At 41.0% G+C, this 20,526-nt stretch carries 23 protein-coding genes; 14 read left to right on the top strand and 9 right to left on the bottom strand.

Annotation, left to right across the window (positions count from 1 at the left end; translation table 11 throughout):
• Window positions 1-14: 14 nt before the first annotated feature.
• Window positions 15-1,298 carry an MBL fold metallo-hydrolase gene (locus tag KSK55_RS12160; protein ID WP_218607058.1) on the bottom strand — a complete coding sequence of 428 codons (1,284 nt, stop codon included), beginning with the start codon at window positions 1,296-1,298 and terminating at the stop codon, window positions 15-17.
• Between the two features lie 51 nt (window positions 1,299-1,349).
• On the opposite strand from KSK55_RS12160, the gene KSK55_RS12155 reads away from it, so the two are divergent.
• Entirely contained in the window at window positions 1,350-2,159 is an 810-nt protein-coding gene (locus tag KSK55_RS12155) for a sulfite exporter TauE/SafE family protein (RefSeq protein ID WP_218607057.1), read from the top strand.
• Between the two features lie 35 nt (window positions 2,160-2,194).
• Here KSK55_RS12155 and KSK55_RS12150 read toward each other — a convergent pair whose 3' ends face one another.
• A complete protein-coding gene (locus KSK55_RS12150) occupies window positions 2,195-2,476 on the bottom strand; it encodes a hypothetical protein (RefSeq protein WP_214419367.1) in 282 nt (93 codons plus the stop codon).
• Between the two features lie 257 nt (window positions 2,477-2,733).
• Window positions 2,734-3,051 (bottom strand): translation initiation factor eIF-1A, encoded by a 318-nt coding sequence (gene eif1A / locus KSK55_RS12145; protein WP_214421421.1) that lies wholly within the window; start codon window positions 3,049-3,051, stop codon window positions 2,734-2,736.
• 245 nt (window positions 3,052-3,296) lie between these two features.
• On the opposite strand from eif1A, the gene KSK55_RS12140 reads away from it, so the two are divergent.
• Entirely contained in the window at window positions 3,297-3,791 is a 495-nt protein-coding gene (locus tag KSK55_RS12140; RefSeq protein ID WP_218607056.1) for a TspO/MBR family protein, read from the top strand.
• 50 nt (window positions 3,792-3,841) lie between these two features.
• Window positions 3,842-4,291, top strand: a complete 450-nt coding sequence (gene tsaA / locus KSK55_RS12135; RefSeq protein WP_218607055.1) for a tRNA (N6-threonylcarbamoyladenosine(37)-N6)-methyltransferase TrmO — start codon at window positions 3,842-3,844, stop codon at window positions 4,289-4,291.
• Here tsaA and KSK55_RS12130 read toward each other — a convergent pair.
• The 3 genes from KSK55_RS12130 to KSK55_RS12120 form a co-directional block, all read right to left on the bottom strand.
• Window positions 4,286-5,044 (bottom strand): sulfide-dependent adenosine diphosphate thiazole synthase, encoded by a 759-nt coding sequence (locus KSK55_RS12130; RefSeq protein ID WP_218607054.1) that lies wholly within the window; start codon window positions 5,042-5,044, stop codon window positions 4,286-4,288. The two genes, tsaA and KSK55_RS12130, sit on opposite strands and share 6 nt — an antisense overlap.
• Window positions 5,045-5,112: 68 nt before the next feature.
• Entirely contained in the window at window positions 5,113-5,736 is a 624-nt protein-coding gene (gene thiE / locus KSK55_RS12125; RefSeq protein ID WP_218607053.1) for a thiamine phosphate synthase, read from the bottom strand.
• Window positions 5,737-5,846: 110 nt separating this feature from the next.
• Window positions 5,847-7,664, bottom strand: a complete 1,818-nt coding sequence (locus KSK55_RS12120) for a hypothetical protein (protein ID WP_218607052.1) — start codon at window positions 7,662-7,664, stop codon at window positions 5,847-5,849.
• Between the two features lie 152 nt (window positions 7,665-7,816).
• Between KSK55_RS12120 and KSK55_RS12115 the strand changes: the two genes are divergently transcribed.
• The 6 genes from KSK55_RS12115 to KSK55_RS12090 all read left to right on the top strand — a co-directional run bounded on the left by KSK55_RS12115 (window position 7,817) and on the right by KSK55_RS12090 (window position 13,700).
• Complete coding sequence (locus KSK55_RS12115) at window positions 7,817-8,362, top strand: GNAT family N-acetyltransferase (protein WP_218607051.1); 546 nt, start codon at window positions 7,817-7,819, stop codon at window positions 8,360-8,362.
• A 15-nt stretch (window positions 8,363-8,377) separates the two neighbouring features.
• Complete coding sequence (locus KSK55_RS12110; protein ID WP_218607050.1) at window positions 8,378-9,016, top strand: SdpI family protein; 639 nt, start codon at window positions 8,378-8,380, stop codon at window positions 9,014-9,016.
• A complete protein-coding gene (locus KSK55_RS12105) occupies window positions 9,013-10,239 on the top strand; it encodes a serine hydrolase domain-containing protein (RefSeq protein WP_218607049.1) in 1,227 nt (408 codons plus the stop codon). The genes KSK55_RS12110 and KSK55_RS12105 overlap by 4 nt, the downstream gene beginning before the upstream one ends.
• 157 nt (window positions 10,240-10,396) lie before the next feature.
• On the top strand, window positions 10,397-11,320 hold the full coding sequence (locus KSK55_RS12100; RefSeq protein ID WP_306127411.1) for an ornithine cyclodeaminase family protein: 924 nt from the start codon (window positions 10,397-10,399) through the stop codon (window positions 11,318-11,320).
• Between the two features lie 11 nt (window positions 11,321-11,331).
• Entirely contained in the window at window positions 11,332-12,354 is a 1,023-nt protein-coding gene (locus KSK55_RS12095) for a zinc ribbon domain-containing protein (RefSeq protein WP_218607047.1), read from the top strand.
• A 95-nt stretch (window positions 12,355-12,449) separates the two neighbouring features.
• A complete protein-coding gene (locus KSK55_RS12090) occupies window positions 12,450-13,700 on the top strand; it encodes a BaiN/RdsA family NAD(P)/FAD-dependent oxidoreductase (RefSeq protein WP_218607046.1) in 1,251 nt (416 codons plus the stop codon).
• Here KSK55_RS12090 and KSK55_RS12085 read toward each other — a convergent pair.
• The 3 genes from KSK55_RS12085 to KSK55_RS12075 all read right to left on the bottom strand — a co-directional run bounded on the left by KSK55_RS12085 (window position 13,691) and on the right by KSK55_RS12075 (window position 16,114).
• Window positions 13,691-14,215 (bottom strand): chemotaxis protein CheW, encoded by a 525-nt coding sequence (locus tag KSK55_RS12085; protein ID WP_218607045.1) that lies wholly within the window; start codon window positions 14,213-14,215, stop codon window positions 13,691-13,693. The genes KSK55_RS12090 and KSK55_RS12085 overlap by 10 nt on opposite strands.
• A 161-nt stretch (window positions 14,216-14,376) precedes the next feature.
• A complete protein-coding gene (locus KSK55_RS12080; protein ID WP_218607044.1) occupies window positions 14,377-15,618 on the bottom strand; it encodes an aldo/keto reductase in 1,242 nt (413 codons plus the stop codon).
• A gap of 49 nt (window positions 15,619-15,667) precedes the next feature.
• Window positions 15,668-16,114, bottom strand: a complete 447-nt coding sequence (locus tag KSK55_RS12075; protein ID WP_218607043.1) for a response regulator — start codon at window positions 16,112-16,114, stop codon at window positions 15,668-15,670.
• Window positions 16,115-16,459: 345 nt separating this feature from the next.
• Here KSK55_RS12075 and KSK55_RS12070 point away from each other — a divergent pair, with 345 nt between their 5' ends.
• The 5 genes from KSK55_RS12070 (at window position 16,460) to KSK55_RS12055 (ending at window position 20,482) form a co-directional block, all read left to right on the top strand.
• Entirely contained in the window at window positions 16,460-16,828 is a 369-nt protein-coding gene (locus KSK55_RS12070; RefSeq protein ID WP_214419381.1) for a tetratricopeptide repeat protein, read from the top strand.
• Window positions 16,829-16,949: 121 nt separating this feature from the next.
• Entirely contained in the window at window positions 16,950-17,474 is a 525-nt protein-coding gene (locus KSK55_RS12065) for a hypothetical protein (RefSeq protein ID WP_218607042.1), read from the top strand.
• A gap of 327 nt (window positions 17,475-17,801) precedes the next feature.
• A complete protein-coding gene (locus KSK55_RS12060) occupies window positions 17,802-18,185 on the top strand; it encodes a MarR family transcriptional regulator (RefSeq protein WP_250545184.1) in 384 nt (127 codons plus the stop codon).
• Window positions 18,186-18,207: 22 nt separating this feature from the next.
• Window positions 18,208-18,330 (top strand): hypothetical protein, encoded by a 123-nt coding sequence (locus tag KSK55_RS16515; RefSeq protein ID WP_256440620.1) that lies wholly within the window; start codon window positions 18,208-18,210, stop codon window positions 18,328-18,330.
• A gap of 46 nt (window positions 18,331-18,376) precedes the next feature.
• Window positions 18,377-20,482, top strand: a complete 2,106-nt coding sequence (locus KSK55_RS12055; RefSeq protein WP_218607041.1) for a methyl-accepting chemotaxis protein — start codon at window positions 18,377-18,379, stop codon at window positions 20,480-20,482.
• The last annotated feature ends 44 nt before the right edge of the window (window positions 20,483-20,526 follow it).

Genomic DNA, 20,526 nt, shown 5'->3' with positions numbered 1-20,526 from the left:
AAAAATTTAAAAGGTTATCGGACCGTTTGAGCAGTCCAATTCTCACCATCAGTTTTAAAGACGATCGAGCCGTTCACATCTGTTCTGTATACCTGTGAACCAATTTCCTGAATTGTTTCAAGAGTTGCAGAACGGGGATAACCAAATGGATTGCCTGAACCAAGTGAAATAATTGAAACCTGTGGTCTGACATTCATAAGCGGGCCAATTGCATCATCGGAGCCATGGTCTGGTAGCTTTAAAATTGTTGCCTTACTTCTGACTTCTGATGAATCTCCCGGGAGTATCAGTGAAATATTTCCGATAGAAACCTTTAGAACAAGGGAGTCTTCATCAGGGTGTCCCGTAAGCCGATATGGACCAATCACATCAATAATTGTATTATTCGTAAAAGGAATCTTCATTCCTGCGGTTACAATCATCCGGACAGCCTGATCAGATATCACTGCTGCAATTACTTTTTTGTAGAGATCAGATGAATGAACAACTCCATTATCAGCATATTTTTTCACATCAAATGCATCAAGAACATCAATCATCCCTCCAATGTGGTCATCATACGGGTGTGAAGCAATAACCATATCAAGAGTCGTGACATTTTGCTTTTTCAAATATTCAACAAGACGTTGACCAGAATTAACCGGTCCTGCATCAATGAGTAGATTTTTACCATCACTTTGAATAAGTGCTGCATCTCCCTGACTGACATCAATAAAATGAATCCGGGTTTCAGGTTTTAAAGGAGGCTGTGGCTTTAATTCAGGTATGACTGATTTTTGTTCTGGTTCCGGCGCTATGGAAATATTATCACGTGGTGTAGGAAGAGAAGGAGATGGCTCTATTGGTGCCTCGGTTGAAGATATAACTCCTTCTTTTGGCAGAGGATATGGAATCATCCCAGATAGAGATAAATACGTGAGGCAAATGAGAACAATAAGAATCACTATACCAATGCCTGCAACCACACCCAACCTCCCCCTTTTATTCGGAGTAAGTTCTTTCATTTTTGATAGTGTTCTCTTTGCCGGAGGGGTTTTTATTCTGGATAAATTGCGTTCATACACCTTATTTCCAGGATCAAGTAAAATTGCATGCTCAAAACAGTGTATTGCACGATCTTTTTGATTCGTCTGTGAGAGTGCTACCCCATACGCATTCCAAGCCCTATGATTCCGTTCGTCTTTTTCTACCAGGTCAGAAAAGATCTCAATTGCTCTATCTATCTTTCCGGCTTTTATGCACGATATCCCCTCATCGAACCGGTTATCATCCGGATTCACAGCCATATCTGCGTCCATGTTTCTCAGATAACAACATAAATCCTCCGATGGATAGTATATATATCGAAAATGGAAGTATTTCTAACAATATTCATTATACTAATACTCTGTGGACTGGTAGCGGGATTTCTTGCCGGTCTTTTCGGTATCGGAGGTGGCGTAATTATGGTTCCAGTCATGTTTTTTCTACTCTCTGACCTTGGGTATGCTGAATATGCAATGGCAATGTCTGTTGCAACGTCTGCAGCAGTAATGTTACCCACTGCACTTACTGGAACGATCAAATATAACCGAGATACCTGCTTTTCGTTTCAACCTGCAATCATTCTTGGGATAGGAGGGATTTTTGGATCAATGTTAGGTAGTACGATGTCAGTCCTCATCTCAAATCAGGCTCACGTAATTGCATTTTCATGTTTTCTTGTCTTTTTGGCTCTCTGGATGGCTATAAAACAGAGTAGTTTTTTTTTCAATTTCAAAATCAGAGAGTCCACCATTACTTTTATTATTCTCGGAGTTGGTGTTGGTATTGCTGCCGGACTTTTTGGAGTAGGAGGAGGAGTGATCCTGACACCTGTACTAACATCGCTCCTTGGAATGAACATTCATCGATCAATTGGTATCTCACTATCTTCCATGGTTCTTATCGCATCTGGAACCGTTCTTTCCTATATAATTCTTGGATTTGATGTTTCCAATCTCTTTCCTTATTCAATTGGATATGTAAACATCCTTTTCACAGCAGTTTTAGTATGTGCCTCGATACCGTCAGTACAACTTGGGGTTAGAACCGGAAAAAAAATGGATGAAAGAAAACTCCTTATCCTTTTCATCAGCATGTTGATGATATTGGCAATCAGGATGATTTTCTCTGTATAAACTTGAAAAGGAGAGTATAATCTGATAATAGTTGTTTAATCCCGTTTCCCACTCCGGGTCATAGATACTGTAAACCGGATTGGTCCAGGCTGATTCGTGTGGGGACCAAGTTCTTCCTGATGAGGATGACCATGTGGATTATGCCAGGGACCAGGAGTAGAACGTTTTTTCCAGGCTTTTCGTTCAGGGTGAGGATACGGGATTTTCATCGGATGATGGCGGAGCGTCTCCAGATAACGCGCTCTATCCATGCTGATTCTACCACCCTTCTCCCGGTATCTCCGGGCAGGCACAGGATCAATAACCCGTGGAGACATGCTTTTATCCTTTTTTTAAAAGATTAATATCTTTGTGTCAGTTCTAAAAATATAACTGCATTTATTGGAAACAGATGAGAAGAGCACTTGATTATAATTTCTATGAATGATTCTTGTGTGCAAAAAGTAAAACCTCGGAAAAATAACATCTCTTTAGCACATATTCAGAAAACATCACGTCGATATGTAAACCTTTATAATAAAAACGTATCAGAACATACTATAATAGCGATAAAAAAAGAAAAATCAAAAATATATCAGATATACTTATTTCGCCTCAGCCAGTCACGCTGAGGAGGGGTATACCGGTAAGAGATATCGCATTTTTCATCCTGAAAGGACCAGGGTGTGATAATAATTACATCCCCTTCACGAATCCAGGCACGCCGTTTCATTTTGCCTTTGATTCTTCCAAGACGAGTTATCCCATCTGAACATCTGACACGAATGTGAAATGAGCCAAGCATCAGTTCAGCATACGCAAACTGTTCTCCTTTCCTACTATTGGGGAGTCTGACTCTGATGGTTTCTACATCTGCAGGTTCCTGGGATTCAATCGTCGGTTCAACTCCTATTTCGGTACTTGTCTCAGTTATCTGACCATCTCCGGTAAAAAGTGCAAAGAAATCACGAAAAACCTGTCAAGAGTGAATAATCAAGATTATGGTAATTAGGTTCGCACTAGTTAATGTGACATAAATTCAAAGAATCCTGCCAGTGACTTTAATACATGTTCCCAAACTTAATGAAAGTATCGGACTTGACTCGTATATTGATACCACTAGGTTCAATGTATACAAGAGATATACAGTAGATGGTTATGAAAAACCGTTCGCTATCCATCAGCCTGCTTCTCGTATTCTGTATTTTCATTCCACTAATAATTGGATTTATTGGATCATTTTTTACTATGACGAGTGTGACCGGGTGGTATCTTACACTAAACAAGCCTTGGTTTACTCCTCCAGGCTGGGTATTCGGTCCGGCATGGACGATTCTTTACATCCTTATGGGTGCTGCATGGTGGTTTGTTCTTCGGAATGGAATTGATTCACCATCCGTAAAGACGGCAACAATGTGGTTTCTTGTACAGCTGGTAGTGAATCTGCTTTGGTCTCTTGTATTTTTTGGAATGCAATCCCTCCTTGGGGGAGTTATCGTAATTTTGATACTTATTCTCTTAATTGGAATAACCATGCTCTCATTCAGTAAGGTATCACGTGAATCTGTCATTCTTCTCATCCCATATCTTTGCTGGACATTATTTGCTACAATCCTGACTATCTCGGTCTATCTGCTCAATTCTACAATGTAAATAAAAATATAAAAAACAGGAATCAGAAATCCCAAAAATAGGAGAACATAATGATTGAAATAAACCCAATTGGCATAATTCACTCCCCATTTAATAGGAAAGGACAAGCACCTCGTCAGGGACGATCCTGTGAAGAAAGAATGCAAATAGAGATCTATGAGCAATATATTTCAGGTTTGGGATCTATGGAAGGAATATCCCACATTTGGGTATTATACTGGATGGACAGGGCTGAACGGGATATTCTATTTGCAAAAAGACCAGACTGGGATGAGCCTAGACCTGTTTTTACGATCCGATCACCTGCACGCCCGAACCCGATAGCTCTGTCGATAGGTAAAATTGAGGATATATCAGGAGGTAATATCATTGTTACCGGGCTTGAAGCACTGGATGGATCCCCTGTTATTGATATCAAACCTTATGTTTTTGAAATCGATTGTATATTTGAGGACGAAAATCCTTTGAATAAACCAAAAGGGAATGGAACCGGATTATAACCGGTTGACAATCTGAAGTGCAGCTGCTTCGCCAGAGAGCAACATCCCACCAAAAACCGGACCCATCCGATGACCCCCCAGAACTGCATTGGCTGCCATGCCACAGACATACAGACCTGGAAATACTTCTTTCGTATGAGACACAACCGCAGTCTCGGCATTCTCAGCCCACATAGTTCCTTCTCCTTTGATCTCTGGTTTTCCACATTTTTTTGCAACCTGGTGAGAAATAACCGCATCATGCCCGGTAGCATCTACAGTTATTTTACATGCAAGGGTGAGAGGATCAACATGGAGACCTGTCGCTTCAACCGGCTGCCAGTTAATGACCAGTCCAGATAACACTCCATCTCCTTTAACCATCACATCTTCCACAGTTGTCAGGTTAAAAAATTCGACTCCCGCATCTGATGCAGCGGCGGTAAGTTTTGAAACAGCTTCAATCGATCTGGCAGTATAATATCCAGATGAGAACTCCGAATAATTTATGTGAAACCGATCAAGCAGACGTCTGGCTTCCTCTTGAACAACAATACGGGGAAACATCATGCCTCCTCCCCACATGCCCCCACCAATCGAGAGTTTCTTTTCAATGAGGCCAACCTTATACCCTTTTTCTGCAATCAGGGCGGAACACACAAGGCCGGATGGCCCACCTCCCACCACGGCAACATCCATCTCCATGTAATCAAGGAGGGTTTCCATGTGATCTGAAATAATTGCCCTGCTAATGGTAATTTCATCAAGAGTCATGTCCCTATTGCCTCTCTTTCGAACTATATCTAATTTTTGAACACGCTGTGAAATGATTTCCGAAATCTTCAATCCTGAGGATTAATAAGACGTACAAATTTTCTGGATGCTGCTGCGATATCAGGACTACATATAACAGCAGATATTACAGCAATACTGTCTGCTCCGGCTGCAAGCACATCTTTTGCGTTGGAGAGATTAATTCCCCCGATAGCAACAATAGGGATGGTGGTCTTTTCTCGTATATTTGATACAAGTGCAGTCCCTACCGCTGGACCTGCATCTGCCTTTGTTCCGGTAGGATACACTGGGCCAACACCCAGATAATCAGCTCCGCCCTTCTCTGCTATCACAGCTTCTTCGACTGTACCAACAGAAACACCAATGATAAACGGACGAGGAGCAAGAGCTCTTGCAGCAGATAACGGGAGATCATCCTGTCCAAGATGGACTCCGTCAGCACACGTTGCAAGGGCGATATCAAGCCGGTCATTTACGATAAATTTCGCATTATTCTCAGTACATAATGACCGAATCACACTTGCGATGGCAAACAATTCAGCCCCACTCCTTCGTTTATCCCGAAGTTGAACAATCTTAGCACCACCGGAAAGAGATTCTTTCGCAATCTGAATATGGGAACAACCAGGAGCAAGAACCTCATCGGTTATGATATAAAGACCACAATCCATGCTTCCACCTTAAGATGTACATATATTGTCCAGGATAGTTTTTTACTATGATTCATGTGTAAATGATCATCATGGAGATAGAAAAAAGGAACAAGAAATGAGAGAAAAGGTTACAAAACCCTGAACATTTCTGATTTTAATGATGTTTTTCCCCGGCCTGCATCACGTGTTACCTGAAGATCATACCATCCTGGTTCTGTTCCATTCGGGAGACTCAGATAACCAGTAATCAGATCTCCTTTATATGAGATCGCCCCTGCAACGGGAATAGTTGTGCTATTCATCGTAAGATTCAGGTTAAGGTATTCTCCATCTCCAAAATTTTTACCAGAAACTTCAATCTTGAGATCATCAGTTCCAACTGGTGCACGATCAGGCTTTATGGCAGTGATAACCGGAGTATTATTATATAAAATTTTAAATGCGTCTGGCTTTGAAAGAGTTTTACCGGATGGAGTTTTCATATTGAGATCCCAAAGATCCGGCATCGCTTCAGATGGTATGTGGAGCCAGGTTTTTAATTCATCAGGCTTTACAAGTTGTGCAGCTTCGCTTATAATTGGATCATCTCCTTCAGTCGTAAGAGTAATAACTGACCCATTCTCCAGATTATTACCTATTATTTTTGCAGAAAGGTATTGTCCTTGTTCACCAGTACCTGGTTCAATTCCAGCAAGAATCAAGGATGTACTACTATATATTGTAAAACCGGACCTGAGTATGTCGCTTTTATTATATCTGCTGGTCACTACAACATCCCATGCACCAGGTTCAGCATCTTCAGGAATCGGAATTATGCAGGTTATCTGAGTATCAGATACTACAGAGATATTTTTTGCAGATATTATTTTTTCTCCCCGTTGTAATGAGACAGTATCACCATCTAAAAATGCCATACCCCTGATGGTGACGGTCCGTTGAGTTCCCTGAATCCCCCATAGTGGTGCAATGTGCAGGCTGAATGGAGCATACGGCTCACCACTCATGTATGCATTCATCATGTGAGATGATTGGCCATCCGGGTTTGTAACAGACAAATCCCACAAACCATCATGATACTTCCCTGGAATCTGAACAGAACCAACAATTCTACGAGAGTTATCCACTCTGACATCTGTTCCGGAAACTGTCAGGTCTTTTCGGGATAATGTAAATGAGGCACCCTGAAGGAAATTACTACCAGTAATTGCTACTAATACTGAGGTATCCATATCTCCCTGGTCAGGAGTTATTGCGATTATCTGCGGAGATGGCAGAGAGGTAACCGTAAATGCTACTGTATGGTCATTATATTGCCCGTCAGGATTAATCACAGAAAGATTCCATACACCCGGTTTAGCACTCACCGGGAGGAGAAATGTTCCATCGATCGTGTCATATGTAACAGACTGATTGGTAAGGTTAACCTGTTGATCCCCATAGTTCAGGAAAATTTGCCCTCCTGACCGGAAATATGCTCCAGATATCTGCACTGGCACCAGGGTTCCCGCCATTCCAACTGATGGAGATATATTTTCAATTTTTGGTGCTGCTGGTGGCTGAACATGGAAAACCTGGTTATACCGTTCAACGGTTCCATCCGGTGAGGCGATGCTCATCTGGTATAATCCTGGTTTCGCATCAAAAGGGATGATGATCCGGAACGTAAGAGCCGAGTCAGTTCGGGTCAGATTTGTCGTATTCAACACTGAGTCATCAAGAGAAAAACCCACACTGTGATTCTCGGATAGGTTGTTACCTGTGATAGATACAAGGTATGAATACCCGGCATATCCGGTATCTGGGGTGAGTGAAGGAATTTCAAAAACATCAGATGCGGCAAGAACTGATCCTGGCACTATCGTCAGAATACAGCAGAAAAAGCAAAAAAATTGCCACATTCCTGAATGAAAGAGAATTTTTTTATCATATATATATTCAGAAAGCATAGAGATCTCCCTGGAACAACATATTCCAGTTAATGAACACAGTTCAATATTAGAAATAGAAGGAGAAAAACCTCTGTGAACATCAAAACAAAACAGGAATAATCCTGGCAATATCACGTATATTCGTATGTCAATTTATAGGAAGTAGCATTATGCACATTATCACACCCTCCAGTATTTTACGCAAATGGTCATATGCAGATATTCCTTCCCTGGTGTTCCATGCCAATAATCCAGAAATTGCAAAATGGATGCGGGATGGATTTCCGTACCCCTATACCGACATTGATGCAGACCGGTTTATCACAATGGCAACAAAGGAGGAAAACGGAATCATTCTTGCAATAGAAGTTGACGGAATGGCAATTGGAGGAATTGGAACTCATCAACTTTATGATATTTATAGAAAAACCTCAGAAATCGGATACTGGCTTTCAAAGGAATATCAGGGCAAGGGAATCATTTCTGATGCAGTCTTGGCCTTGATTCCAGTCGCATTTGAACATCAGGATATTATCAGAATTCAGGCCGGCGTTTTTCATTCAAATCTGGCATCAAGAAGAGTTCTTGAAAAATGCGGCTTTACTTTAGAGTCGATTCGGGAAAAAGCGATTTTTAAAAATGATGAATTTCTGGATGAATACATGTATGTGCTTTTCCGATCAGAATATGAAAGAAGAAAAGAACCTATCATCTAAAATATAAATACCATTATGCATATCTTTCGAATTCTCTCAATACTACTCATCGTAATTTCCTGCTTACTTACTTTAATCCTCTTCCCAAGCCTTCCAGATGAAATTCCAACCCATTGGAATATCCATGGTGATGTTGATGGAACAGCCCCTCTCATCCCAGGTCTCTTTCTTCTTCCCGCCCTTATGGTGGGTATCACACTAATGATGGCTCTTGTTCCCCGATATGATCCAAAAAAAGCACATTATAAAGAGTTTCAGGGAGCACATGATGGCTTAATTTTCCTCATTAATATCTTTTGCTTTATGTTATTTGTCATCACCATACTCTGGTCTCTCGGTATTGAGATTCCTATGAATCAATTTATCTCAGTTCTTTTTGCTATCCTGATGGGTGGAATTGCATTCTTTATTCGAGGAGTGAAACCAAACTGGTTTGCAGGAATCAGGACTCCATGGACAATGGAGAGTGAAACCGTATGGAATGAGACTCATCAACGTGGATTCAGAGTATTTCTTGTCATTGCACTTTTCTGTCTGCTTGGTGTCTTCATCCCTGAGTACGCATATCTCTTTATCCTTCTCCCGGTTATTATCGGGACAATATATCTAGTTGTGTATTCGTATATTGTCTGGAAAAAGGAGAAAACCGAATGAGAAAAATAACAGGAAATGTCAAAGGCATAATACCACTCATTCTTATCCTGACATTCCTGCAGGTGTGCTTTCCGGTTGTTGGAATCATGAGCCCGGAAGAATGGCGGATGACAACTCCAGGAAATTTTTCAACTCTCTCCGCCGAAGAAGTAGACCTGGTTGCAGAACCTTTCGTCAATAATGGTACTTATCCCTGTCTGGTCATCATCCTGGAAGATCGCAACGGATCAGCACTTTATACGTACGGATTGTCAAACCGGACCACGAATGCAATCCCTGATAACCATACTACCTTCGAGATTGGATCGGTTTCAAAAACCTTCACCGGGCTGCTGCTCGCCGATGCAGAAATCCGGGGAATTCTAAATTTATCTGCGCCAATTCAGATCTATGTACCAAATGGAGTGACTGTTCCTACATGGCTCGGAAGAGACATTACCCTGTCTGATCTTGCTACCCACACTTCAGCACTTCCCAATGTACCTGACGATTTTTTCCGATACCAGAATATATTTGATCCCATCGAAACACAGGCTGAATCCACTTTTAGGGGATATGAAGAAATATCTGCAGATGATGTATATACCTGGTTGTCAACCCTGACATTAGAGCGAGGCCCAGGTGAATCATGGGAGTACTCAAATGCCGGGACAGCAATTGCGGGGGATATCGTAGCAAGAACACAGAACAAATCCTTTTCAGAACTAGTAGATGAACGAATCCTTCGTCCACTGGGAATGAACAATACTGCTGCCGGATGGAGAACGGATCTTTTGGAGCGCTCGGCTGCTGGATATCGTGGATATGCCCCTGATAATGATGAAGGTATGATCATCAGGTACAACGAGTTCTGGTCACCGACTGCCGGTATTATTTCAGATGCGGATGATATGGCTGTGTATCTGGCCCTTCAATTAGGTTTCATCGATACACCAGATGGGCTTTTAAACGCAGTCAACATGTCACATGAACCTCGAACAGTCCGGTCAACAGATGGAGTAAAACTCTGGCAATCGCTCTTCTGGGACACGTTTGAAACAGAGGACAATCCATGGACACATCTCAAAGCTGGAGAGACGAACCGTTTCATGGCAGATATTGCATTTGTGAGGGATAAGGGGATAGGAGTTGTCGTATTTTCCAATACTGCATATTTTTCAGATAATCATGTAGAATCCGATGTTGCTATTCCACTTATTAAATTAATGCTGGAGAAAAGATAACCAATAATAGGAAAATACTAAGAAGGGACAACTGATCCAAATTAAATAGATGAGGATTAATAAAGCAATACCTGAACAATCTGAATAATAAGAAAATAGAAAAAGAGGAACAAAACTCACTATGCAGTACTATCCAGCACCAGAGGAGGTGATCAATATGAAAGATCTGATTTCTGCTGTTACCTCTGCGTTCAAGGATCACGGAGCAGGAGAGAGCATTATGCCTCCGAAAAGTTATGTTACTCTCCCCGGAGGAGATTTCAGAACAATGCCTTCGTATATCCCTTCATTGAATACCGCAGGAGTAAAAATTGTAAATGTCCATCCTGAAAACAGGACAATCGGACTTCCAACTGTCATGGCACTCATGATACTCCTTGATCCTCCGACTGGAAAACCACTTGCGGTTATGAATGCAACTTCCCTGACTGATCTTCGAACCGGGGCATCTGCAGCAGTAGCTACGAGTGTTCTCACCAGAAAAAAAACCGGGACCCTCGGAATAATAGGATCAGGAAGGCAGGCAGAATCTGGGCTTTTGGCGGTGTCTCAGGTTTATGAACCAGAAGAGGTTCTGGTCTGGTCGCGGAATACACATCATGCAGATAAATTTGCAGAAAGGCACTCAGATATTTCAATCAGGTCAACAGACATTAAAACCGCAGCAGGTGCAGATGTTCTGCTAACCGTGACACCATCAAAAACTCCGCTCATTCATGATGAATGGATTGCTGATGGAGCACATATCAATGCAATGGGAGCAGACGCTCCAGGTAAGCAGGAACTTGACCCGGATATTTTAAAGCGTGCCGAGGTCTTTGTTGATGATGTAAATCAGGCGGTTCATTCTGGTGAGATAAATGTACCTATTCGTGACGGAAAATATTATCCAGAGGAGATATCCGGAACCCTGGGTGAAATACTAAACGGAGTAGTCCACCGTTCATCTCCTGATGGTATCACTATCTTTGATTCAACCGGAATAGCAATTACCGATCTTGCTGCGGCACATCTCGCTCTTGGAAAAGGAACAACCATACCATTGCCATTCCTGCATGAGCAGAATAGCCGGTTTTCATAGGAGAGAAAAGAATGCAAAAGGTTCATTGTCCTTCTTGTGGAAGAGAAATTCGTCCTGATTCAGATCTATGCGATTATTGTAAAAACCCAGTTACTGGTCAAAAGCAGACACCGGTAGTTGAGCCGATATCGCCCTATGATGACCTCTTTTCTGATGATGTTATACCAGAAAAGCCTAAGAAAGTAAAGCCACCGATAAAAGGTCCTGAGCTTCCTTCTGATTCGGATTTTTCTGAACCAGCATATAGGAAAGGGGGGAGCGTTCCTGTTCTGGCGAATAGAGAGATCTTATTTGTGGCAGGAATAGTTAGTATTGTTGTTATTCTCTTAATTGCTTTGTTTTTTTTACCTACTACACCACCATCAGATGTTCAGAGTAACATGACCCCGGTAGAAATAGCACCAGAGAACACGACAACAACAACAGAACCAATAACGCCTGTTCCCACACAAAAAAGTACATCTGAAGATGGATTCTCCGTATTTGATAATTTTTCAGATAAAGAAAGTGGGTGGGGATCTTACGAGAGTGATTCATTCCTGAGGTATTACTCATCAGGAGAATATCACATGATTCAGAAAGGTGAGGATCTTTCTGACCGGGTATTGTTTGGTAAGGATGTGGAAAATTTTGTCACTAATGTTGATGCCAGGCTGGATTCAGGACCACTCACCGGACAATATGGAATCATTTTCCGGTTTGATAATGGAAATTACTATTCCTTTGTAATCAATGGACGTGGATGGTATTCTGTTCGAAAACATATCGATGGAAAAATTTATGAACTCATCCCCTTGACAGAAACATATATTCTCAATAAGGGATATGAAACCAACAAATTAGGAGTGAAGGCTGAAGGAAATACTTTGAGTATGTATATAAATGGAAAAATGGTCAGGGCAATTGGCGATACCTCTATTTCTCATGGAGATGTCGGATTTTATGTATCAAGACTGGCTGAGCAGGGATTTGTTAAAGAACAGCCGGTTCATGTTGCGTTTGATAACTTTAAATATGGTGAGCTCAGCTCCTGAATTATCAGAAGACACACCCCAAAGTATCATTTTTATTATTGAAATATTCCGAATAAACCAAATTAAAAAGTTTCGTTCCCTTTTTAGAAGCAGATATGAAAATTTACACAGCCATTATTATTGGAGGAGGGCCTTCCGGACTATTTTGTTCATTCCTTCTGGCAAAAGAGGGAGCAAAGGTACTTTTATTAGAGAAGATGCAAAATTGTGGAAGAAAACTTCTTATCTCTGGATCTGGCCAGTGCAATCTGACTCATACTGGCACAGTATCTGATTTTTTAACTCATTATGGTGATAATGGGAAATTTATAAAACCTGCTCTCATGAATTTTTCAAATGTTGCCCTTTTACAGTTTTTTGAAGAAAGAAAAATTCATTTTTGTGAAGATGGAAATGGAAAATATTTTCCAAAGTCCGGAAAATCCCGGGATATTTTAGATACCTTGTTATGTGAAGCAAAACAGGCTGGAGTTGTCATTCATACGCATGAACCAGTCCTGAATATCTGTTATGGATCATCAGGATTTATGATCACATCAAGCATAGAATCCTATCATAGTTCACATGTCGTCCTTGCAACCGGCGGGTATACATATCCGGTAACGGGATCTACAGGGGACGGATATCAATTAGCAAAAAACCTTGGACATACAATTGAGGAGACAGGCCCCGCCCTGACTCCAATTTACATTCACCACTTTCCTCTTTCAGATCTTGCAGGAATATCATTTCCTACAGTCCCCCTTTCATTATATAGAAATAATAAAAAAATCAGGGAGATTCAAGGAGATTTACTCATCACCCATCAGGGTTTTTCAGGTCCGGGGATTCTTGATCTCTCCCGTCATATTCGAAATGGAGACGAACTCAGAATTTCATTTATTCAATACCAGAATATCAATTCTGCACGTGATGATTTAATCAACCTCTTCTCAACCGGGGGGTCCAAAAAGGTAAAAAAAATACTTACCGACCTTCATTTACCTGATCGGTTTGTAAAAAAAATACTAGAGATTGCATTGATATCAACCGAAACAACCTGCGCCCAATTTTCAAAACAACTCAGAACACGAGTCATTTCAATGCTTTTAGAGTATCCATTTGCCTCATTCACTCTGGGGGGCCAGGATGAAGCTATGGTAACAAGGGGCGGAGTTTCACTTAAAGATATAAAGAAAGACACAATGGAATCAGTGCACATTCCAGGATTGTATTGCATTGGTGAGGTTTTAGATATAGATGGTGATTGTGGAGGATATAATTTGCAGGCGGCATTTTCAACAGGTGCTCTTGCTGCAGACAGTATTCTCAAAAAAATGAGAAAAATAGAGAGAGTTCAAGACTGAACAACTCCGCCAGCCTCCCGAATAAGGCCACTCATGTCAATCCAGATAACCAGATCTTTCCTGCTCTCTCCCTTCTCTCCGACATCTTTCTTTATTACTCCAAGAATGTGTGAATCATCACCTGCACCATGTGAATGCTGATCTATATCAGCAACATTTACCGTCAGAACTGATGTGACCTCATCTACAACAACTCCGGTTTTTCCATCTGTAACAGATTCATCAAGCACGATAAACCGGAGATCTTCTGTGTCGGCTGAGTTTCCTTTAGTAATTCTGAGCAACTGCCTTAGATCTACAATTGTTGTAATTTCACCCCTAAGATCGATAATCCCCCTGATATATGGAGGTGCATGAGGAAGTGGAGTAATCTTCGATGCTTCAACGATCTCTTTTACATCAAAGAGGTTTACTGCAAATTTATCGTCACCAATTATGAATTCTACTACCTGAACTTCTTCATTCCCATGCTCATTTGTAATAATCCCGGACTGTTCTTTCATTGCCAGAACCATTTATTCCTCACCCGAATCGTAATATAATACATTCTCCCCCTAAAGCGCTGTATTTCTACCCATATTCCTGCCAGGTATATGGTCATCAAGTTTCTTTTTAGAGAGATTTCAGATGATACCATTCAATAATCCACCTGAAGACGAATGTTTCCAACAAATATCTACTTGTTCATGATCCTATTTAACCTCCTGTTTTTAAACAGTTCTACATACCGGATAATTGGGAGGGTTAATTTCGCACCAAAAACAATAAGGTGGAAAAATGGGCCTTCAAGTCTTGCAGAAACATCTTTGAGTCGATCCGGAATTACGATACCTTGAGGACATGAAGACATGCAGGAGCCACATTCAGCACAAACAGATGCATGAGCAATCCCACTCATTACTCCCCCCAATCGTGCTGCATACACAGCATTTGTTCTCCAAGTGTCCCCAAACATATACACATTGTTATACATCTCAAAGCACGACGGGATATTTACCCCAAATGGACAAGGCATGCAATACTGACAACCAGTACAGGGAATTTTCATAAGTGATCTCCAGGTTTCGGATACTTTTGTTATCAGATCCTGCTCATCCTGAGTCAGACTGCCAGGATAGGCCACATTTGCTATAGAACAATTCTCATCTACCTGTGAGATATCATTCATTCCAGAAAGGACCATGGTGACCTCCGGCTGATCCCAAAGCCATCGAAGAGCCCATTCTGCAGGGGTTCTTTCTACAGGTGCTTCTTCGAGAATTTTTGTAATATCAGGGGGAGGTATCTGTGCAAGTTTTCCTCCCCTGAGTGGTTCCATGATAAAAACTGCCAGATCCTTTTGAGTTGCATAGTACAGGCCATCCCTTCCTGCCTGGCTCAATTCGTCAAGAATATTATATTGAATCAGGCAACATTCCCAATTGTAATCATCAACGATTTTTTTAAATGTCCGGGTATCTTCATGAAATGAAAAGCCAGTATTCCTGATCCGACCATCCCTTTTAGCCAGATCTAGAAATTCAAGGATTCCAAGTTTTTTCATTCGCTCCCAGCTTTCCTGTCCGATAGAATGAATGAGATAATAGTCAATGTGATTAGTATTCAAACGGGATAGTTGGAGATTCAAAAAGGTGTCCATATCTTCGCGGGTTTTCACCAACCAATGAGGGAGTTTTGTAGCCAGTTGCACTTTTTCCCGATATCCGTCTGAAAGTGCCTTCCCCAGAAAGGTTTCCGACTGACCATGATGATAAGGCCAGGCGGTATCAAGGTAAGTTACTCCGTTATCAATAGCATATTTCAGTAGGTATATGGAACGTTCTTCATCTATTACACCGTTTTTTTCAGGAAACCGCATACACCCAAATCCAAGTATGGGCACTTTCTCCTGTGTCCGGGGTACAGTTCGATAAAGCATAGGTATCATCTGGACATAATTCAGACTAGAATAGTCAGGTTATCTGGATTCAGAAATGAGAAAAAGATACCTCATTCTGACGATGACGAATAAGTGCTTCCCTTGTTTGGTGAAGAGACACGACCTGCCGAATATTTTGACAAATCTCATAAAAAATAAGATCCGGATCTCCTGATTTCATAATGTAAAAATTCCCACCAGACTCCAGAAACTGTTTTTGAATATTCTCACTTTTACTTTCGGTGAAGAGGATGAAAGGTGTCATGTTACCTTGAGAACGAATATATTTGAGTAACTCGATCCCATCCATTTCAGGCATCTGGTAATCAGAAATGATAACATCAAAGGGACAGTGTTGAAGAATTTTAAGAGAATCCTTACCGGATACTGAAGAGGTAACCTGAAAGCAGCCATCCTGATTTAAATAATGGAGAACCGATGATCTCCATTTTTGATGATCATCTATATGAAGTACCCGGATTAATACACCAGACATTGCAATAGGGATCCTATGCAAGAAACGGTATATACATTATTCTTTTGCGAGAGGCATGTTCCACATATGCATGGCATACCTGGATTGCGTTGCTGTATAGCAGTTCAGGAAGCAGGAGTGTTTTGCAGTCCTGAATTGCGTTATTGGTTGGCAAATCCTTAATTTTTCACCCGTTCTATTCTCATTCACCCTTAGAAGAGAGTTACATATCTGGCTGACATAACAGGTCAGTGCGGACAGTGATCATGAGAGAAAGAACCGGGCTTTCAGTATAATCCGGGCATGATAAAAACTCCAATCTGCGGGATTAAATCCTGAATTTCAGGATTAAAGGAGAGATGAAAGATGGTAACCGAAGTACAACCAACAAGCGACCGGATAATGTCCAGACTTGATCCAAACATTGAATGTGCTCTCCGTGATGCACAAAATTGTAAAATGGCAGGGGATTATCAGCTTGCCCTGAATCTATATAATAAGATTATTGAGAATGATCCATCAAATGCACGTGCCTTACTTCATAAGGCAAACGTTCTTGATCTAATGGGTAATTACTCAGATGCTATCAGATGCTATAGTTCTGCACTTGAATGTGATCCTCACAATGCAGAGGTTTGGTATAACAAGGGTATGACTCTGAGAAAAACAGGACGACATGAGGAGGGTCTGGAACACATCAGAAAAGGAATTTCACTTGCAATGGGCGATCTCTGATAATCTCATTACTTTTTTAAAATCCATTTAATTATTTGACTTACTGCAATGTGATATTGAATATTTCACTTTCACACTGCACCCCAGAAATTTATATAGTCGCTATTATGACCAACAAGGTATGATGCCTATATCCTCACCTCTACTAACAATCACTCCATGGACATTTTCGGTTTATGTAGCGGATAGAGACACTATACAAACCGCTTTACCACATGCTACAGAACCGTTCCGATCGGTTGTATATCTCCATGGTTATACAGGAACCAGACTATTGAAACTTCATGCTCATCGTGCGATTAAATTTTTGCAGGCGTCCGGGTATGAAGATCTTATTACCCACATTTCAAATACCAAGGGAGACTTGCTTCTGATTGAATATTGCGAGGAGTGGTTTTTGGATAATCCACATAGAATTGCCCGATTTGGTGAAGAATGTAAAGAATATTCACGAAAAAAAGGTACAATTGTGCTCCTTTCAGTTCGATTAAACTATGTTATCCGGGCACTGGAGCCATTCATCGGCCCTGTCATACCACTTCATCAGGTTCAGATCCCATCTCAACATGTTCTGCCACAGACACCTCTTTTTGTGAATGAAAACATGGAAATATTATCGTATGGACAACAGACCCTTCAGTTGTAAATAAGATATGAAGGACTCATTTAATACTATAATTCAATACTATAATATCCGGCTTTTTTAAATGAACGGTTATTTTCTGAGATTATCTATTTTGGTGCAGAACGCAGGGTTGGAGGTTTCTTTCTCTCGGTATAAAGATACCAGGAGAATAATAGTACGAGTCAAGAGATCTAAATATGCGTTTTTTGTGATTTAATCATCTAAAGGATTAAAATAATAAGAGATGAAATTTTTCATAGATGACCATAGTGAAGGGGAAGTTATATCGTCTCTGTGATATATTATTCGATAAGTAAAATACTCGGGTGTTCTATGGTGGGAGATACTTTGTCTCTGCAATTTTCCAAGGGGGAAGAGGAGATTGCAGATTTATTCTGGGACATCGGGCTAAAGAGGAATACTGCCCGGGTTCTGGTTTTGTTGATCAGAGATGTGGATCTGACATCACGCGATATGGAACGGGCATGTGATCTTCGACAACCAGAAGTAAGTATTGCCCTAACTGACCTGATGAAACGTAAATGGGTGAAGGATGTCAGACATGTCAGAGAAGGAAAAGGAAGACCAATAATGATTTATCACCTGATTAAGACTCTTGATGACATTCTTGATGAATTAAAAAGTACGATCGTTGGGGATTATGAAGAGAAAATAATTGAGATCGAAAAGGTCAGGGAATTACTTAAAGTAAGAAATACAGAGATTGTTTGATAATCTAATATTCCGTGTATGTATGGATAACTCCACACTATTTTTTGTTGATGACGGGCTCTTTGCCATGAAAGATCCGGCCCTCGTTCCAACCGCTACTCCAAGAAGAAAATCTTTTTTTGCGCCATTTATGAATATTTGTTGATCGTAATGTGAATCTTTTATATTGGTTCGGTGGTAATCCATTACTAATGATGGAACAGACCAGTGATGAGGTGATGAGTTTTGAGGTTCTTCGTGTACTTCTTGACCAGAACCCTGTTGCAATGGCCCAATTCGATGTAAATTTTAATTTTTTATATGTAAATCAGGCTTTCTGTGATCTTTCCGGAATGTCATTTGAAAAATTAACACATAGCCGGATTGCTGACTTAAAAATTCTTAAGTTAGAGGGAGAGGGATCGAAAGCCGCAATAGAATACAAAAGAAGGGGGAAAGCAAGAATTGAGGTAGAATTCCCAACCGGATATAAAATCCTGAATGCGTACACAATCCCCATTCTTGATTCCAATCAGCGGGTTACCTCTGCTTTAGGGGTGTATACAGATATTACTGCTGAAGAACGGGAAAGATTGAAAACGAATCAGATAATTGATAACAATCCAATTCCGTTTCTCATCCTTAAACCAGATCTTACCATTGAAGGCTCAAACCTGGCTTTTTTTACGCTTTCAGGATATTCAAAAGATCAACTGTTCAAGATGAATCTTGGAGACTTTAAAATTTTAAAAATAGAGGGAACATCATCCAAAGAATGCGTAACCACTAAAAAAGAAGCGATAAGTGAATCACTCATTGATTTTCCTTCTGGGAAAAAACATATCCGAATCTATTCTATCCCCATTTTAGATGAAAATAGTGACGTAGCATCAGTTCTTATCACCTGCGTTGACTTGACTGCTCAAAAACATCTGGCAGATTATCTCCAGACAGAAGTGATTCGTCTCTCAAAAAATCTGGAGAATTTAGCTGAAGGTAACCTTGAATTTGATCTTAGAACAGGAGAACCTGATGAATATACGAAAAATGCACATGATCAGTTTACTACCATTCAGAATAATCTGAAAGGGGCGGGTGATAATCTTGTGAAAGTCACCGAAGAGATGGAATATTTTATCCAGGCCATTGTTGCAGGTGATCTAAAAATAAGGGGAGATGCAGAGCAGTTTGCAGGAACATATAGGGATATCATAAGTGGTCTAAACCGCGTAATGGAATCTGTTCAAAACCCAATATCAGCATCAATCGCCCTTTCCGGTGAATATGCAAAAGGAAATTTTTCGGCTGAACCACCGAATATCAGTGTCCAGGGAGATTTCCTGATCTTAAAGAATGCATTGATGAATATCGGGGTTCAGGTCTCTGCAGTACTAAACGAGATAGACCGGGAGATGGAAGAACTTACGAGCCGTGCCGAAGAAGCAAATGCCGGAGTAAAGGACGTTGCAGAAGGATCAGCGATGGTTGCTAAGAATGCTGCAGACGTTGGCAACCAGAGTGAACGGGGAAAAGAAAACATTGATCAGGTTCTCCGGGCCATGATGGATCTCTCGGCAAATGTGGAAGAAGTTGCATCAAGCACCGAATCAGTCAGTAAAGTCACCCATGACACCGATGAACTCTCCAAGAAAGGGGTTGAACTTGCCCACAATGCAGAAAATGGAATGAAAGGGATAATGGCATCATCCGGTGAGGTAGAGCGGATCATCATAGAAATTAAAGGCGAAATGGCACAGATAGGAAAGATTGTGAATGTCATTACTGACATTGCAAGCCAGACCAACCTTCTTGCCCTGAATGCTGCCATTGAAGCAGCACGTGCCGGTGAAGCAGGGAGAGGATTTGCCGTAGTTGCGAGTGAAGTCAAAGCCCTGGCACTTGAGTCCCGGCGATCTGCAGAAAACATTGCCGAGATGATTACCAGCCTGCAGAAAAAGTCTGATGAAGCCTCAAAAGCCATGGACCAGGCAGATGTGGCAGTATCACAAGGAAATAGCGCTGTCCTTGAAACTTTACAGATTTTTAACCAGATCGTTGAATCTGTAGGCCAAATTGCCCGGAACATGGAGGATGTTTCAAAGACCACCGAACAGCAGGCAGCATCTGTTGAAGAGATTACAGCAAGTGCTCATGAAGTAAATAATCTGGTCGGTGAAATCGCAACCGAAGCAATATCTGCAGCATCCGCAGCAGAACAAAGTTCTGCAGGAACTAGTCAGATTGTTACGGTTATTGAAGATCTGAATAAAATAATAACTGAAGTTTCCAGAGCAATTGGGAAATTCCATTACAGATAAATAATTTCTTCTTTCCAGAGATAATTACCCTTACCTAAAAAAAC

The sequence above is a fragment of the Methanospirillum hungatei genome (assembly GCF_019263745.1).
GTDB lineage: Archaea > Halobacteriota > Methanomicrobia > Methanomicrobiales > Methanospirillaceae > Methanospirillum > Methanospirillum purgamenti.
Note: the sequence above shows the minus strand (reverse complement) of the source record. Positions and strands in the feature narration are given on the sequence as shown.

Bases quoted from the DNA above. Each gene is read 5' to 3' on its own strand.
- KSK55_RS12160 (WP_218607058.1), bottom strand. From the start codon at position 1,298: ATGGACGCAGATATGGCTGTGAATCCGGATGATAACCGGTTCGATGAG.
- KSK55_RS12155 (WP_218607057.1), top strand. From the start codon at position 1,350: ATGGAAGTATTTCTAACAATATTCATTATACTAATACTCTGTGGACTG.
- KSK55_RS12150 (WP_214419367.1), bottom strand. From the start codon at position 2,476: ATGTCTCCACGGGTTATTGATCCTGTGCCTGCCCGGAGATACCGGGAG.
- KSK55_RS12140 (WP_218607056.1), top strand. From the start codon at position 3,297: ATGAAAAACCGTTCGCTATCCATCAGCCTGCTTCTCGTATTCTGTATT.
- tsaA (WP_218607055.1), top strand. From the start codon at position 3,842: ATGATTGAAATAAACCCAATTGGCATAATTCACTCCCCATTTAATAGG.
- KSK55_RS12130 (WP_218607054.1), bottom strand. From the start codon at position 5,044: ATGACTCTTGATGAAATTACCATTAGCAGGGCAATTATTTCAGATCAC.
- thiE (WP_218607053.1), bottom strand. From the start codon at position 5,736: ATGGATTGTGGTCTTTATATCATAACCGATGAGGTTCTTGCTCCTGGT.
- KSK55_RS12120 (WP_218607052.1), bottom strand. From the start codon at position 7,664: ATGCTTTCTGAATATATATATGATAAAAAAATTCTCTTTCATTCAGGA.
- KSK55_RS12115 (WP_218607051.1), top strand. From the start codon at position 7,817: ATGCACATTATCACACCCTCCAGTATTTTACGCAAATGGTCATATGCA.
- KSK55_RS12110 (WP_218607050.1), top strand. From the start codon at position 8,378: ATGCATATCTTTCGAATTCTCTCAATACTACTCATCGTAATTTCCTGC.
- KSK55_RS12105 (WP_218607049.1), top strand. From the start codon at position 9,013: ATGAGAAAAATAACAGGAAATGTCAAAGGCATAATACCACTCATTCTT.
- KSK55_RS12100 (WP_306127411.1), top strand. From the start codon at position 10,397: ATGAAAGATCTGATTTCTGCTGTTACCTCTGCGTTCAAGGATCACGGA.
- KSK55_RS12095 (WP_218607047.1), top strand. From the start codon at position 11,332: ATGCAAAAGGTTCATTGTCCTTCTTGTGGAAGAGAAATTCGTCCTGAT.
- KSK55_RS12090 (WP_218607046.1), top strand. From the start codon at position 12,450: ATGAAAATTTACACAGCCATTATTATTGGAGGAGGGCCTTCCGGACTA.
- KSK55_RS12085 (WP_218607045.1), bottom strand. From the start codon at position 14,215: ATGGTTCTGGCAATGAAAGAACAGTCCGGGATTATTACAAATGAGCAT.
- KSK55_RS12080 (WP_218607044.1), bottom strand. From the start codon at position 15,618: ATGCTTTATCGAACTGTACCCCGGACACAGGAGAAAGTGCCCATACTT.
- KSK55_RS12075 (WP_218607043.1), bottom strand. From the start codon at position 16,114: ATGTCTGGTGTATTAATCCGGGTACTTCATATAGATGATCATCAAAAA.
- KSK55_RS12070 (WP_214419381.1), top strand. From the start codon at position 16,460: ATGGTAACCGAAGTACAACCAACAAGCGACCGGATAATGTCCAGACTT.
- KSK55_RS12065 (WP_218607042.1), top strand. From the start codon at position 16,950: ATGATGCCTATATCCTCACCTCTACTAACAATCACTCCATGGACATTT.
- KSK55_RS16515 (WP_256440620.1), top strand. From the start codon at position 18,208: ATGGATAACTCCACACTATTTTTTGTTGATGACGGGCTCTTTGCCATG.
- KSK55_RS12055 (WP_218607041.1), top strand. From the start codon at position 18,377: ATGATGGAACAGACCAGTGATGAGGTGATGAGTTTTGAGGTTCTTCGT.